Origin of the sequence: Tunturiibacter gelidiferens, from assembly GCF_014201335.1 — a bacterium.
Taxonomy (GTDB): domain Bacteria; phylum Acidobacteriota; class Terriglobia; order Terriglobales; family Acidobacteriaceae; genus Edaphobacter; species Edaphobacter lichenicola_E.
The window spans coordinates 388,506-403,306 of sequence record NZ_JACHEB010000001.1; the positions used below are offsets into that span (position 1 = coordinate 388,506).

The window sequence follows — 14,801 nt, forward strand, 5'->3', positions numbered from 1 at the left end:
TAGTTTAGAAGATCAGTTTGAGTGCGAACTGAAGGACACGAGGCGGAGCGGTGGTTGCTGCCGTGACCGCGCCGAAGGTGGATTGCCCCGCGGTGCTCTGTGGATAGGCGTAGTTGACCTTGTTGAGAATGTTGAAGGCCTCGGTACGGAAGTCGAGCGCGGTGCCTTCGAGATAGAGCGGGAAGACCTTGTGGACGCCAAGGTCGAGGTTATAGAGGGGATCGAATCGCACCGAGTTGCGGCCGGCGTTGCCGTAAGGCGTGTTGGGACCGGGGATGCTAACGGACGCGGGGTTGAAAGCCAGCAGGGCTGTATTGGAGGCGTTCTTCACACGTTTCGATTTGGGCAGGACGACGGGAACGCCGGTGAGGTTGGGACGATAGGTGAGGATGTCGCTTACGTCCTGGAAGGAGTTCTCGCTGTAGGTGAGATTGACGGGGATTCCGCTGCTGGCTGAGTTGATGGCAGTGAGCTGCCATCCGCCAAGAGCCTCCTGCATGAGGGAGGGAGCGGAGCCGCCAAACATGCGGCCTTTACCGTAAGGAAGATCGTAGACGACGGTGAGGATTTCGTTGAGTGGCTGGTTGTAAGCGGAGACGCTGCGGTCGCCGAGTGGGTTCGCGAGGTTGATGCGGGAGTTATCGCCGGCGGGTGTATCGAGGTGACCGGACGCATTGTCCTGAGCGCGCGACCAGGTGAAGGAGTTGAGGATGTAGAGGCCGTGGCTGGTGCGGTGCTCGAACTTGGTCTGAAGAGCGTTGTAGGCAAGGAAGCCATCGGGGAGGGTTTCCTCGATGCCAGTGAAGTTGTGCACGGGGCGGCGGGCCTGCAGGGGGAGACAGCTGGAGGTGCTGCCAGCGAGACCGCTGGCGTTGCAGTTGGCGGTGACGGCGTTAGGTGCTGCCTGATTGTAGTCGCCCAGAACTTGAAGCTTGACGCCGTGTTCACCGACGTAAGAGACCTCGAAGGTCATGTTGTTGCTGAGCTGGCGCTGGACGGTGAGGTGATAGCTCTGGACGTAGCCGGTGGGCAGGTCCTTCGGCAGATAACGGACTTCGGCCAGGAGGGTGTTGTAGTTGGCCGGAGTGGCGAAGTTTGTGGGGAAGCCCTGCTGGGTGGTGCGGAAGCAGGTCGAGAAAGGCTGATCGCCGGTTGTGCAGACAGGAAGTTTGCTGGCTGTTGCGGCGGATGGAGCGAAGGGTGCCACCTGCACGCGGTTGGTGTTGACGATGAACGGACCGTTATAACCGAGCATGTTCTCGCCGCCTTCGCGGTTGAACTGCGCAAAGCCAAGACCGTAGCCGGCGCGGATGACAGTTTTAGGATCAGCCTGGAAGGCAAGGCCGAAGCGTGGAGCGAAGTCGAGCTTGGGCATGTTGACCAGTGCTCGGTTATAGATAGAGCCGGACGAGGCCTGGATAAGCGAGTTGGTGGTGGGGTCGAAGTTGGCGAGGTGGTTGTCTGATTCCCACTGCGGCGTGACGAGCTCGTACCGCAGGCCGGCATTGACGGTAAGTCGGGAGTTTACGCGGATGTCGTCCTGGAAGTAGAGGAAGTGCATGCGCTGGTTGAGGTGAATGACGGCGAAGTTGTTGAGCTGGTAGGAATCGTCTGCGCCGAGGAGGAAGTCAGCCAGGGCAACAGCTTCTTTGGTTCCGGTGTCGGCTGTGTTGAGAGTCGTGGTGCTGCTCCCGGAGTAGCTGAAACCGCCGTTGTAGGTGTTGAGACCGAAGTTAGGGTTGAAGTCGCTGATGGCGGTAAAGATGGCCTGGTATTCGTAACCGAATTTGTAGCTATTTCTACCGTGCAGCAAGGTGTAGTTGATCTTGGGGTTGAGAAGCCAGGGGTTCTGAAACTGGGGATTACTGTTCTGGCTGCCGAACTGGGTGTAGCCGTTTACGCTCTGGTCGTTGAGGCTGCGGACGACCTGAGGGTCTGTGGGAAGACCTGTGATTCCGGCCATGAGGCTGGGCATGCCGGCGCCGTAGGGGCTCTTTCCGCCATCGGTACGGGTGAAGGCGAAGCGTGCGTCGAGGATGGAGTTCTGGCTGAAGGTGTGGGTGACTCCTCCGGCGATCTGCTGGTTATAGATGACGACGACGCCGTTGCTGCTGCTTCCACCGGCTGGTCCCTGAATGGTGGGGGCATCCTGAATGGTTCCCTGATGTTCGCTGTAGCGGACAAAGGCAGTGGTGCGGGCGTTGAAGGTTTGATCGACGCGTATGTCGCCCTTGTCGTCACGAACGGTGCCGGCGGGCAGGGAGGCGTAGTTGTTGGAGAGAGCGGCTGCGGTAGGTGTTGGAAGGGCTGCGAGGACACCCTGCGCGAAGGGCGACGCGTCGCCAAAGGGAATGACGCCGTTGGCGTAGACTTTTCCATTCAGCGGATTGACGAGGGGTACAGGTGTAGCGCTTTCGACACCGGAGGAGTTCGTGGTGAGGAAGGTGTAGCCTCCGTTGGCTTTGGCGAGGGCGCTGGTGCCGTTCTGATCCAGAGATGGAACGGTGGCGGTGAGGGGCGAGTGCGTGATCTGACGGACGCCTTCATAGTCGGCGAAGAAGAAGGTGTGGTCTTTCCAGATGGGACCACCGAAGGTTCCGCCGAACTGGTTGCGGATCAGAACGGGCTTGGAAGGCTGGCCGGTGAGGGGGTTGGTCGGCGGAGTGAATGGTCCGACGGCGTTGAGGACTGTGTTGCGGAGATAGTCCCAGGCCTTGCCGTGGAATTGGTTGCTGCCGCTGCGGATGCTGACGTTGATGACACCGCCGGCGGAGCGGCCGTACTCGGCGGAGTAGTTGTCGGTTTCGACACGGAACTCGTTGATGGCGTCGGGAGAGGGAGGGATGGCCTGGTTGGAGAAGCCCTGGTTGGAGGTTCCGTAGGCGTTGTTGTCGACGCCGTCGAGGAGGAAGTTGTTGAATTCGCTGCGCTGGCCGTTGATGTTGAAACTGGCGTCGCGGCTGCTGGTGGTGGTGTTCTCAAGGATGTTGCGGCGGACACCGGGGACCAGGGCAGCGAGATCGGCGTAGGCGCGGCCATTGAGGGGAAGATTTTCGACCTCGCGGGTACCGATGACCTGGCCACGTTCGCTGGAGTCGGTCTCGAGAAGATCGGCGGCTCCGGTGACAGTGACGGTCTCGCTGGCAGAGCCGATCTTGAGGGAGACGTCGACACGTTGCCTTGCGTTGACTGTGACGGTGAAGTTTTGGGTGGTGGTGGTGTCGAATCCGTCGGCCTGGGCATTGACTTGATACTCACCGATCTTTACGTCGGTAAACTCGTAGGCGCCTTGAGAGTTGGTTTTTGACGTGACGACCGACTTCGTCTCCTGGTTTATGAGGGACACCGTTGCGTTAGATAGAGCCGCGCCGGAGGCATCATGTACGTAACCCAGGACGGAGGCAGTTTCAAACTGCGCGGATAACGGGCAACAATTCAGGACCAGAAGAAAAGCCATCAGTGCTAAAAAAAGACGTTTCACAATTCGCTCCAGGTGCTTTCGTCCGACGTTGAGTTGAGAGTGACTATGGGTTGCTGGCGCAGGTTCCCGGCTGCCGGATACAAGCCACATAGATGAGGGCCAATAGGTTTGATCATGGCGAGGTTTTGAGGTTCGCGAAAGGGTGTTCGTAGCGGCTTTGAACGTTACCCCGTGAGTTCACCCTGTCTCACCCCTCTGTATTTCGAAGGGATTTGACATATCGGGGAGGGGGAGTTCACTGGAATTTCATATATTACGGCTATGCTTAGGGCATGCCGAACTACCGTGAACGGTCCAATGAAAAGAGACCGGACGAGTTTCGTTTAGGGCAACGCCGGGTTGCTGACTCCGGCTCTGATATGTCGCGCGGAGAGGTGCTGGTAGAAGAGCCTCCAGGCATTGGACGGGAAGATCCTCTACCGCGTGAGGAATGGCAACTGGCGCTTCGGATCGTTTCCAGCAAAGGCTTCTGTAAATCGGAGTTGCTCCAGAAATTTCTGCTGTACGTCTGCGAGCAGCAGCTTATGGGAAATACGCATGAGATTACAGAGCAGCGAATCGGCACGCAGATCTTCAATCGCACGACCGATTACAACCCAGGCGAAGACAATATCGTGCGGAGTTACGCGCGCTTATTGAGAAAACGCCTCGATAAATACTTTGAAGGAGAGGGACTCGAGGAGCCGTTGCGGGTCGATATCCCGCGAGGTGGGTACGTCCCTGTCTTTGTCCGCGGGTTCGGTGTGCAGGAGCCGGTCTCGGAGCTTTCCCGCCACAGCGGCGTGGGAAAGACTGAGTTGGGGAGGCATTCTGACAAGGCGGAAGATGAGCCAGAGGTTGCCGCGGAGATTCGGCATATAACTTCAAGGACTCGTTGGCAACCGGCGTGGCTGTCGATGTTCGCTGGACTGCTCGCGGGAGTCTTATTGGCATCGGCGGGGTGGATAGGCACGCGGATGTTGCAGGAAAAAGGGGCGCAGGAGCCGGCGCATCGTGTGTGGATGCAGCTGTTCCAGCGAAACCGAACTACGCTGATTGTTCCTGCCGATAGTGGCCTTGGTATTTTGCAAAATCTTACGGGGCAACTGGTCACACTGGAGGAGTATGCAAACGGGACCTATCTTTCCGATGCGAAATCGCTGCCTGGGCTTGGACTTGAGAACTTGAACGACCTGCGCCGTCAGCGCTATACCAGCGTCGTCGATCTGAATATTACTGCGATGCTGGCGCAGCTTCCCGAATCTGCCGGCAGCCAGTCAGAGATTCGTTATGCGCGGAGCATCACAACGGACGACCTGAAGAATTCCAACGCGATACTGCTCGGCTCCACGCATACGAATCCCTGGGTATCACTCTTTGAAAAAAAACTTAACTTCAAGCTCGAATATATGCCTGAGGTGGACCGGTCGTTTGTACTGAACGAACATCCGGTCGGCGCAGAGCAAATGAGGTATGTGAACGGCACTGGAATGGCGAATCGCACATATGGCGCGATCGATTACTTGCCTAGCCTCGATGGAACTGGTCATGTGCTTATCATTCAGGGACTGAATATGGCTGCCACGCAGGCTGCTGCAGACATCCTGTTCAGTTCGGAGCAGATGAAGCCGATCCTGAAGCAGGTAGTACGGCCAGATGGTTCCGTGAAATCGTTCGAGTTACTGGTGGAGACTAGCAGCATTGGTGCGACCGCCCCTGGAGCGCAGATCATTGCGACTCGGTTCTATCCATAAACAGGGTAGGAGATGGATGCTGCTGAGGATGTCATTTTCGAACTGCTCTGTAGCAGAGCTGTCTGTGCCACACCCCAAATACAGAAAGCCCTTCGACATGATCTTCGAAAGGGCTCGTTTGGAAGAATGGTCGGGGCGGAGGGATTCGAACCCCCGACCCTCTGGTCCCAAACCAGATGCGCTACCAGACTGCGCTACGCCCCGACTCTTTTTAGTTTATCGCATCGAGCCGGGTACCGCGATCAAAGCGTGTGAAAGAGGCCGTGACTGCTTGTTCCGAAAAGCGCATGGAAGAGACCGTCAAAGACCCAGGTGAGCAGAAGCAACGGCAAAATAACCAGTCCAGCCAACACGAGACACACCACGCCGAGAAAGAGCCAGCTTTGCAGTGTGTGCTTTCGCGGCTCATCGACGCTGCCCACCAGCAGCGCGTAGTTGCGTCGGTTCGCGCGCCATGCGATGTCGAACATATCTCCGAGAACCGGGATAGAGCCAACAAGCACTTCGATCGCAACGTTGGCCACCATGCGCGTTACCGTGACGTAGGAAACACCGCGCACCCAGGCCGCGACAATAATGATGCAGGAGGCGATTCCGCCAATCAGATCGCCTACGCCCGGGATGAGGCCCACAATACCATCCAGACCGAAGCGGATCGAGGTGCCGGGTATCCTGATGAAATCGTCGAGAACATGCGACAACAGGTCGAGGCTTTCGTCATCGAAGGCTTTCCCGCCCCGTTTCAATCGGGGTGACAAGATCTCGGGTTTTGCGGTAAATGGCATTGGACCCTTCCCGCCCCGCCCAGAGATTGCCCTGTAGGCGGCCAGTGCTATAATTCCAGTATACGGCGGCTATAGTTCAGTGGCAGAACGCCGCTCTGTGGCAGCGGATGTCGTGGGTTCGAAACCCACTAGCCGCCCCAAACTTCTCAAATCTTCAGACTGCGGATCAACCTTGTCCCGCGTACCCCAAGCTTCCTCTACGCCCGTCCCGGTCGCCGCTACCAGGCTCCCGGTGCGTCTCTATGCCGGAACCTCAGGATGGGCGTATCCAACCTGGAAGCCGGAGTTCTATCCTGCCGGCACCCCTGCGAAGAAGTTCCTTCAATTCTATGGAACGCAACTGACTTCGGTCGAAGTGAACTACACCTTCCGCGCCCTGCCGACGTCGAAGATGCTCGAAGACTGGCTCGCCGCGACTCCTCCCGACTTTCGCTTCAGCTTCAAAGCGCCGCAGCGTATCACCCATCTCAAGCGATTGCGCGGTTGCGAGGAGCTGGTGGCTCAGTTTGTGTCAATCCTTGAGCCAGTCCGTCAGGCGGGCAAACTCGGCCTCCTACTTTTCCAGCTTCCTCCTAATTTCAAGGCTGACGCCGAGCTTCTCAGCACCTTCCTCTTTCTTTCCCAGCTTCACGGAGCAAGCGCTCCGCAGATTGCTTTCGAATTTCGCCACGAGTCGTGGTTCAGCGAGAATATCTACACGATCCTACGCGAGCACAACGCGGCGCTCTGCATTGCCGAAAGCGACGACCTGTTGACGCCCGAGGTGCAGACTGCTGCGACTCACACCAGTTATCGGCTCCGCAGAAGCGAAGGATATTCGGCGACAGAGCTTGACGCTTTCGCGCAACGCTTCTCAGCGCTCGCCGAACAACGCGACGTCTATATCTACTTCAAGCACGAGGACGAACCTACCGGCGCACTCAACGCCGTACAATTTCTCGCCCGCATCCAGGCTCAGGCGGGGAAACAGTAATGGAGACAGACGAGATCGAGACTATTGCGAGCCACGCGGCAGAGTTTCAACCCCGGCGTTTTATCAACAATGGGCATCTGCAAACGATCATGGGCAACTACCTGCCTCGGATAAATGGACTGCCCACGCCCGAGGCAACGCTGGTCGAAGTGTCACCTGCTACCGCCACGCAAATTGCAAGTCAGGTTCTCTGCCACTGCCATTGGCAGCCAGAAGAGGTGCGTGCGTCCCGACCGACAGCTATCCTTGTGCATGGACTGGAAGGTTCATCGAACTCTCAATATGTCGTCGGCAACTCGAACAAGCTGTGGCGCGCCGGTTGCAACATCATCCGCATGAACATGCGCAACTGCGGAGGTACTGAAGCACTGTCGCCGACGCTTTATCACTCGGGCCTCTCGAACGACGTGCTGGAAGTGATGAACTTCTTTGTCGCGCGAGATGGTCTGCAGTCCATCTCGCTGATCGGTTACTCGATGGGAGGAAATCTCGTTCTCAAACTTGCCGGCGAACTGGGCACCTCAGCGCCGCCAGAACTCCGGTCAGTTATCGGCGTATCCCCCGCGCTCGATCTCGGCGCCTCTGCAGACGCTCTTCATCGCCCACAGAACCGGCTCTACGAGCTGAAGTTCCTTCGCGCTCTTCTAATTCGCTATCGTCGCAAGGTCGCGCTGTTTCCTCATGTGTACGATCCGAATCTGGCGACTGGTATACGCTCCCTCCGTGAATTGGACGACCGCATCACCGCGCTTTACTCCGGCTTCGCAGGCGCAGCCGACTACTATTACACAGCTGCCGCCGCCCGCGTCATCGACCAGATCTCCGTACCAACTCTCATCCTCCACGCACTGGACGATCCTTTCGTCCGCATCACCGACGAGAGTTGCAGCAGGCTCGAGGCGAACCCGAACATTCGTTTGATTACGACTCACCACGGCGGCCACTGCGCCTTTCTCGCCCAACCCGACGCCGACACCGGCTACGACGGTTACTGGGCCGAGCACACGCTACTCCGTTTCCTGCTCGCCAACGCATCAGTCGCGCTCACAACATCTGGCCGCCAGTAACGCTAAGATAATTCCTAATGCTCTCTGACTGGTCCGCCGAATGTTCCTCAGACGACCCCGTGCTCGTCGTTCCCTGGTCTGATCCATCCGATCCCTCCGGAAATCGCCGATTCATCGATCTGCGCGAAAATCCCTACGATCTCGATCATCTCCCCGAGGTTGAACAGCATCCGCCGCTGATGCATGCTCTGCGCGCTCTCAACGCCTCCAGATCGCCTGTCTTCACTGCCAAATGCGATGCTTGGCCACTCGATGCAGAGCAACTCAACGACCTTCGTGCAAATCTTGACGTGGTTGCCGACGAAGCCCCTGCCGGCTTCGGCAGCTACATTGACCTTCTCTGGCGCGAGCGTTCTCTCTTCGCCTCCTACCATCAGATGGAACAGATGATGCACCGTCTCACGCGTCACTCCTCTCCGCTGGACCATTCCAATGCCATGCTCGACTGCGTCATCCGTCCAGCGTTGGTCGATCTCACCGGCCCCCAGGAAGGCTTCGCCGTCAGCCTCTACATAAAGGCCCTCGGCCACGATTCTCAAACTGCAGAGCAGAATTGGGCCTCGGCGTTGGACGCCGTAGTCGCCCTGTTGCGCAGCAAGGACCTTGCCTTAGGCTAGGCCGCCACCAATTTTTGAAACCTGAAGGCCCTCGATCCCGCTACAATCAATACAGGACATGCGCGGGCGAGTAGCTCAATTGGATAGAGCACGAGCCTTCTAAGCTCGGGGTTGTGGGTTCGATCCCCGCCTCGCCCACCACCCGCACTTGGCGTCCACAGCACCTAAGCCTCCAGCAAAAGATCTTCTTCCGATGTTACGGGATGATCTTCTCCAGCATGTCGGCTCCCGATCGCATGCCGCAGCCCAGCCAGCACGATGAACCCAATCGCCAGGCAGCAGACGCCATTCCACTTCCAATGTGTCCAGGCCATCGTCGCCAGGGCCGATCCGATGGCCGCCCCGGTAAAGTACACCGTCATATAGACCGTGTTAAGCCTGCTGCGCGCTGAAGGAACTAACCCGAAGATCCTCGTCTGATTGGCCACCTGCGTCATCTGCGCGCCTACGTCGAGCACCAGCACTCCGACTACAAGCGCAATGATGTGAAACGTGGTCGAGATCCCCGCAGGCTCCTCCACCCAAAGCAGAATGTACGAGAACGCCAGTAGGCCCATGCCCAACGAGATGACCCAGCGCGATCCGTGACGGTCGGATAACCGGCCTGCCAGCGGCGCGACCAATGCGCCCGCCGCGCCAACCACGCCAAAGGTTCCAGCTACGCCTGCACCAAGTCCATAGTGGCTTTGGAGCAGAAAAGCCAGCGTAGTCCAGAAGCAACTGAAGGATGCGAATACAAGCGCACCGACAACCGACGATTCGCGCAGCAGCGGCTGAGTGCGAAAGAGCGTCCAAAGCGACTTCATGGCGTCGGCATAGCGTAGTTGCTGCTTCGGAGGAAGTTTCGGCATCACCTTCCAGATGAGCGGAACAAACGTCCCATTTATCACCGCAGCCACCACGAAGACCCACCGCCAGCCATGAATTCCACTCACCCAGCCCGCGAAGGTACGCGCCAGCAGAATCCCCAGCAACAATCCGGTCATGACTGTACCGATAGCGCGCCCCCGTTGCTCCTGCGAAACCAGATCCGGCGCAATCGGAAGAACAACGTGAGTGACCGATGCAAAGAGTCCGAGTAGCAAGCTCCCTGCGATAAGCCAGCCCAGTCCGGGAGCAAGCGCGACCAGCAAGAGTGCGACTGTCACCGCGCCGTACATCCGCATCATTAGTGCGCGTCGTTCCAGGACATCACCAAGCGGAACGAAGGTAAATAGGCCGATCGCATAGCCTACCTGGGTCGCAACCGCAACGAAGCCGACACGTCCCGCGGTGACCCCGTAGCTATGGCTCATCTCCAGCAAAAGAGGCTGGTTATAGTACATCGTCGAAACACCGACGGCACAGGCAAGTCCCAGGAAAGGTAGAGGTGCTGTTGGTCCAGATTTTGTCGAAGTCTTAGAAGTGGTCATACCAATACTCTTCCTCTAGTGTAGAACCTGGGAAGCGATTGGACCAATGGGGGCGGATCGTACGAAGAGGCTAAATCTTCCCTAATGTCAACTTAGCGATCGTGGCCAACTGCATGAACGAGGTTCCCTCGTAGATCTTTCCGATCTTTGCATCACGGTACAGCTTCTCGACAGGATAATCTTTTACAAACCCCGACCCTCCGTAGACTTCCACCGCGAGGCTGGCAACCCGCTCCGCCACTTGCGACGCAAAGTACTTGCACATCGCCGCCTGCTTCAGAAAGTCGAGTCCCGCATCCTTAAGCCGTGCCGCGTTATAGACCATCAGCCGCGCCGCCTCGACCTCCGTCGCCATCTCGGCCAGTTGAAACTGCATCGCCTGAAACTCAACCAGCGTCTTACCAAATTGCTTGCGTTCCTTGGCCCACTTGGCCGAATGACCCCAGGCACCCGCCGCCAGCCCTAACATCTGCGAGCCGATGCCGATGCGGCCCTCGTTCAGAGTTTCGATCGCTATCTTGTATCCCTTGCCGGGCTCGCCCAACACCTGCGCAGCCGGCACAACACAATCATTGAAGATAAGCTCGCATGTGCTCGAGGCGCGGATGCCCAGTTTGTCTTCCTTCTTGCCGAGCGTAAATCCGGGCGCACCTTTTTCCACGAGGAACGCAGTGATTCCCTTGTAACCCGCCGCAGGATCGATCGTCGCAAAGACGATGAACAGTCCAGCCTCCTTCGCGTTGGTAATCCAGAGCTTTTGTCCGTTGAGAACATAGTCATCGCCCCGCTTCACCGCCCGCGCCTGCAGAGCAAACGCGTCCGATCCAGATGAAGCTTCGCTAAGCGCATAAGATCCTATGGTGTCGGTCGCAAGCCGCGACAGATACTTCTTTTTCTGGTCTTCATTGGCCCATCGCACCAGCGCATTGACGCACAGCGTGTTCTGGACGTCGACCATCACTCCCACCGACGGATCAACGGCAGAGATCTCCTCCACCGCCAGGATCGCGTTGAAGAACGTTCCGCCTGCCCCGCCATACTCTTCGGGAATCTCAATACCCATCAATCCAAGTTCGAAGAGTTTACGGATAAGCCCGGCATCCATCTGCTGCGACTCATCCATCCCGCGTACCAGCGGACCGATCTGCTCCACCGCAAAGCGTCTTATCGTGTCTCGAAAGAGCTGTTCGTCTTCTCCCAACTGCGTCAACGCCATCGGACCAACCTGCTGCGACATCTACTCACCTCAAACCGTATTCAGGAAAAGGTGAGTCTAGCATCTTGGACACACAACTGAATAGCCATTCACTCAGTCTGAAAGCGTACGGCGAATCCGTCTAAGGCCTGCATCGAAGAAAGAATAAATCGCTACCCGGCAACTTTTACTGATCTCCCGCGGCGGCTAACAATCGAAAGCTTCTCTGTGTTCAAAATCTTACGAGCCTGTTCTTTCGCATGATTGGCCCATGGCCCAATCGGATCGAGCCGCACATAGGCCAGCCAATGCCGCAACGCTCTTCGACGCTGTCCCTGGCGCTCATACGCCAGCGCCAGATTGTAGTGCGCGTCGGCGTACTGCGGGACCAGTGCGACAGCTTTCTGATAAGCTGTCGTCGCCTCTGCCAGTCGCTGCATCTCGTCCAGCACATTGCCGAGATCGAAGAACGCCAGTGCATACTCTGGATCGGCCAACGTAGCGCGCCGATAGAGCCCTTCGGCCTCTTCAAATCGGCGAAGGTTATAGTGAATCGTCCCAAGGTTGATCAACGCCGGCGCATGCTGCGGCCGCATCACCAGAATCGCGTCATATACCTCCGCAGCCTCTTGGATCGTGGCCGGGGTTTCCTCCATCTGCACCGCCCGCAAGAACATCTCCTGCACTTCAGCGGCCTGGCGCAGAGCAATATCACCTGCCCCCACGACACGAAGCTGACGAGCCGGCGCAGTGTCAAAGTCGAAAGCAAGCTGCTGCGTAAGCGGATCCATCAACGCGCCGCCGTGTCGAAAACTCAGCCGCGAACCACGACGCACAAAGCTCGCTTCGAGCAGCGGGTTTCGTACTCCCCCCAATCGCTGCATCGCATCGACGGATGCACGAATACTTTTCGCCGAGATCCGCGTCGCCGCCTGTAGATCGCGGAGTCTGCGCAATTGGCCGAGAGCGTCAAAAGAGTAATTTTCGTTGGGAGAGACTAATCCCGCTCGCTCCCACGCCACTAACTGGCGTGCCTGCAAGTGAAGAATCCGGATTACGTCTTGACGGCTATATCGGGTCACAGGTGTATCTCAGTTGGCACCGTCTTAGAGGCTCATCCATCGAACTCTCTCTGGAGTATGCCTTCGAACCCCGCGCCAATCAAGACCTAAGTCATCTAACCTTATCAAATAGCAGTGGATAACTCGTACCAAAATGGGTTCTCTCCACTTCAACGAATATTCATACTCGCAAACAGTTCTCGATTCACGTAAGTCGCGGCTGGCGGCTTTTGAGATCTTCAAGAAGACGCTCGATCCTATCCTCTTTCTCCAAGCTATGGAGTTGGTCTTCAAGAGACTGCGCTTCGAGGATCATGTGATTCGCTGCATTCGTTGCCTCGTTGCGTTGGATGGTAGTGCGTAGTCGGTTCAGGACGTTCGATCTCTCGTGCGAGGTGGGAAGTGTGCGGGCGGCATTCGCTTTGCCTGCAGTCCGGGCGCGGCGGTGCTGCGCTATCAACACCTCGCAAGTGGATCGCGTCTCAGACAGTTTCTGTTGAAGGCGGCCGAAGGCGTTGCGAAGAGTCTCTGTCTCAGCCGTCTGATCTTCCAGCTGCTGCGCGAAGTTTGAAGCGAGTTGCTGGCTGCTCAAACTTCGCTCGAGCGCAGCGCGGGCTAGATCGTCCTGCTGCTTCTGAACAGCGAGTTCGGCCTTACGATTCCACTGGTTCATGGCATCCTCATGCTCCTTCAGTTTTTTCTGGAGAAGGTGCTGGTCAGCAATGGCGATGGCGACCTGCGTCTTGACCTGGAGAAGCTGATTCTCCATGTCCAGAACGAGTTGCTTTGCGAGTTTCTCGGGATCTTCAGCCTTCTCGATGAGATCGTTAATGTTCGCTCGTAAGAGCGTTCCTACACGTTCAAGCAGTGCCATGGGATTTCTCCTTTTGCAACGGATGCTGATTCGGCGCGGAGGAGTTCTCCGCGCCGATTTGTAGCTCAAACCTGGGAGCTGTTGCCGTTTTCGCGTGGCTTCATCGCTTTGACATTGGCCATGAGATCGTGAAGGTTCATTCCCGATAGAGCCTCAAAGAGCGCAGGAACCTGGGCTGCGATCTTAGTCATCTCACCGGTGACCTTGCTTGCACCCGTAGCTCCATCATTCCCGGTAGAGACGATGGTGATCTTATCGACCTTGCCGAGAGGCTCAGCCATGGCGCGCACGACGTCTGCCATATTGGTGATCAGCTTGTCGACAACCGCCGCCTGCGTCCACTCCTGATAGGCTTCGGCCTTGACGTTCATTGCCTTCGCCTCCGCCTCTCCCTTCTGGAAGATGATGTTCGCCTCCGCCTCACCTTGCAACTTTGTAGCTGCGGCGCGGCCTTCTGCTTCCATCATGATGCGAGCCTTGTCCGCCTGAGCGATGTTTTCGATTCTCTGACGCTCGATCTCAGAACCCTTGAGAATCGTCGCAATAAGCTCCTTTTCGTGACGCAGGATCTCAGCCTCCTGGACCTTCACCTGTTCCTGCTTCTCGATCTGCTGCACCCTCACCTGTTCGGCGACGACCTTCTGCTGCATCACGTTGGTCTGAAGCTCATAAGCCTTATCAGCCTGTGCCTCCTGGCGACGACTCTGCTCAGTGAACTGCGCCTTTTGAATATCGAGGTCGCGCTGAGCTTCGGCCTGTTTCGCTAGCGATGCCGTCTCGGCGATTACCCGATCCTGATCGGCGGACGCCTTGGCGACAGCTGCCTCGCGCAGTGCAATGGCACGGCGTATTGCAGTGTCACGTTCGGCCTCTGCCGCGGCGATCTCCGCATCGCGTTTGATGCGTGCAACATCGGGACGACCCATATTGGTGATGTACTCGTTCTTGTCCCGCACCTCGCGAATCGTAAAGGAGATCACCTCGAGCCCCATCTTGCTCATATCGTCCATACAAGTCGAGCGCATACGCTCGGCCACCATCTCCGGCTCTTTGACAATCTGCTCCACCGTCAACTGACCGATAATGCCCCGCAGATGCCCCTCCATCACCAGGCGAATGAGTCCTTCACGTTGGTCCGGAGACTTCGTAAGAAACTGCTCCGCGGCTGTAAGAATGGACTCCTTATCAGAGCGAACCTTAATCTGCGCCACTGCCTCTACAGTTACTGCGACACCTTGCTTCGTATAGAGATCCTGCTGTGGAGCAACATCAAAACTCATCAGTTCAAGCGAGAGCTGACGAGAATTCTCTACGACGGGAAAGATTACGGCGCCGCCGCCCTTGATGACGCGCGGGCCGCGAAATCCGTACACAATAATCGCTTCGTTTGGGCCCGCCTTGCGAAACATCTTGGCCATCAGAAGCGCCAGTGCAAGAGTGGCAAAAACAACCAGACCGACAATAAGGATGACCGAATTCGGCATATCGTTCCTTTGTCCCAGAGGGACGAGAAGGCGTGTTATTTGCTTGCCTCAAGAGATCGGTGGCGGGGAAAGTACCTCGGCAAGAGAGGCCGCCTGTGTCGAAAGAATTCAAGCTGTCA

At 57.3% G+C, this 14,801-nt stretch carries 11 protein-coding genes and 3 tRNA genes; 6 read left to right on the forward strand and 8 right to left on the reverse strand.

The genetic code is table 11. The features are described 5' to 3' along the window. Positions 1 to 4 precede the first annotated feature (4 nt). Entirely contained in the window at positions 5 to 3,481 is a 3,477-nt protein-coding gene (locus HDF14_RS01550; RefSeq protein ID WP_313899457.1) for a TonB-dependent receptor, read from the reverse strand. A 272-nt stretch (positions 3,482 to 3,753) separates the two neighbouring features. On the opposite strand from HDF14_RS01550, the gene HDF14_RS01555 reads away from it, so the two are divergent. Continuing rightward, positions 3,754 to 5,214, forward strand: a complete 1,461-nt coding sequence (locus tag HDF14_RS01555; RefSeq protein WP_183972885.1) for a hypothetical protein — start codon at positions 3,754 to 3,756, stop codon at positions 5,212 to 5,214. A 127-nt stretch (positions 5,215 to 5,341) separates the two neighbouring features. On the opposite strand, the gene HDF14_RS01560 is transcribed toward HDF14_RS01555, so the two are convergent. Both HDF14_RS01560 and HDF14_RS01565 read right to left on the reverse strand, forming a co-directional pair. Continuing rightward, positions 5,342 to 5,418: transfer RNA gene (locus HDF14_RS01560), tRNA-Pro, on the reverse strand. A gap of 38 nt (positions 5,419 to 5,456) precedes the next feature. Next, positions 5,457 to 5,999 carry a DUF4112 domain-containing protein gene (locus HDF14_RS01565; protein ID WP_183972887.1) on the reverse strand — a complete coding sequence of 181 codons (543 nt, stop codon included), beginning with the start codon at positions 5,997 to 5,999 and terminating at the stop codon, positions 5,457 to 5,459. A 65-nt stretch (positions 6,000 to 6,064) separates the two neighbouring features. Here HDF14_RS01565 and HDF14_RS01570 point away from each other — a divergent pair. From HDF14_RS01570 to HDF14_RS01590, 5 genes are all read left to right on the forward strand, one after another. Beyond that, positions 6,065 to 6,139: transfer RNA gene (locus HDF14_RS01570), tRNA-His, on the forward strand. Positions 6,140 to 6,171: 32 nt separating this feature from the next. Then, positions 6,172 to 6,972 (forward strand): DUF72 domain-containing protein, encoded by an 801-nt coding sequence (locus HDF14_RS01575; protein WP_183972889.1) that lies wholly within the window; start codon positions 6,172 to 6,174, stop codon positions 6,970 to 6,972. Continuing rightward, on the forward strand, positions 6,972 to 8,039 hold the full coding sequence (locus HDF14_RS01580; RefSeq protein WP_183972891.1) for a YheT family hydrolase: 1,068 nt from the start codon (positions 6,972 to 6,974) through the stop codon (positions 8,037 to 8,039). Before HDF14_RS01575 ends, HDF14_RS01580 begins: the two co-directional genes overlap by 1 nt. Positions 8,040 to 8,056: 17 nt before the next feature. Beyond that, positions 8,057 to 8,656, forward strand: coding sequence for a hypothetical protein (locus HDF14_RS01585; protein WP_183972893.1), 600 nt, complete (start codon positions 8,057 to 8,059; stop codon positions 8,654 to 8,656). Between the two features lie 64 nt (positions 8,657 to 8,720). Continuing rightward, positions 8,721 to 8,797 (forward strand) — tRNA-Arg (locus HDF14_RS01590). A gap of 23 nt (positions 8,798 to 8,820) precedes the next feature. Here HDF14_RS01590 and HDF14_RS01595 read toward each other — a convergent pair. The 5 genes from HDF14_RS01595 to HDF14_RS01615 form a co-directional block, all read right to left on the reverse strand. Beyond that, a complete protein-coding gene (locus HDF14_RS01595) occupies positions 8,821 to 10,068 on the reverse strand; it encodes an MFS transporter (RefSeq protein WP_183972895.1) in 1,248 nt (415 codons plus the stop codon). A gap of 70 nt (positions 10,069 to 10,138) precedes the next feature. Further along, the gene (locus HDF14_RS01600) at positions 10,139 to 11,305 is read right to left on the reverse strand and encodes an acyl-CoA dehydrogenase (protein ID WP_183972897.1); all 1,167 of its coding nucleotides are present in this window, start codon (positions 11,303 to 11,305) and stop codon (positions 10,139 to 10,141) included. A 131-nt stretch (positions 11,306 to 11,436) separates the two neighbouring features. Then, positions 11,437 to 12,345 carry a tetratricopeptide repeat protein gene (locus HDF14_RS01605; RefSeq protein WP_313899458.1) on the reverse strand — a complete coding sequence of 303 codons (909 nt, stop codon included), beginning with the start codon at positions 12,343 to 12,345 and terminating at the stop codon, positions 11,437 to 11,439. Positions 12,346 to 12,529: 184 nt separating this feature from the next. Continuing rightward, a complete protein-coding gene (locus HDF14_RS01610; RefSeq protein WP_183972899.1) occupies positions 12,530 to 13,198 on the reverse strand; it encodes a PspA/IM30 family protein in 669 nt (222 codons plus the stop codon). 65 nt (positions 13,199 to 13,263) lie between these two features. Next, the gene (locus tag HDF14_RS01615; protein WP_183972901.1) at positions 13,264 to 14,682 is read right to left on the reverse strand and encodes a flotillin family protein; all 1,419 of its coding nucleotides are present in this window, start codon (positions 14,680 to 14,682) and stop codon (positions 13,264 to 13,266) included. Between the last annotated feature and the right edge of the window lie 119 nt (positions 14,683 to 14,801).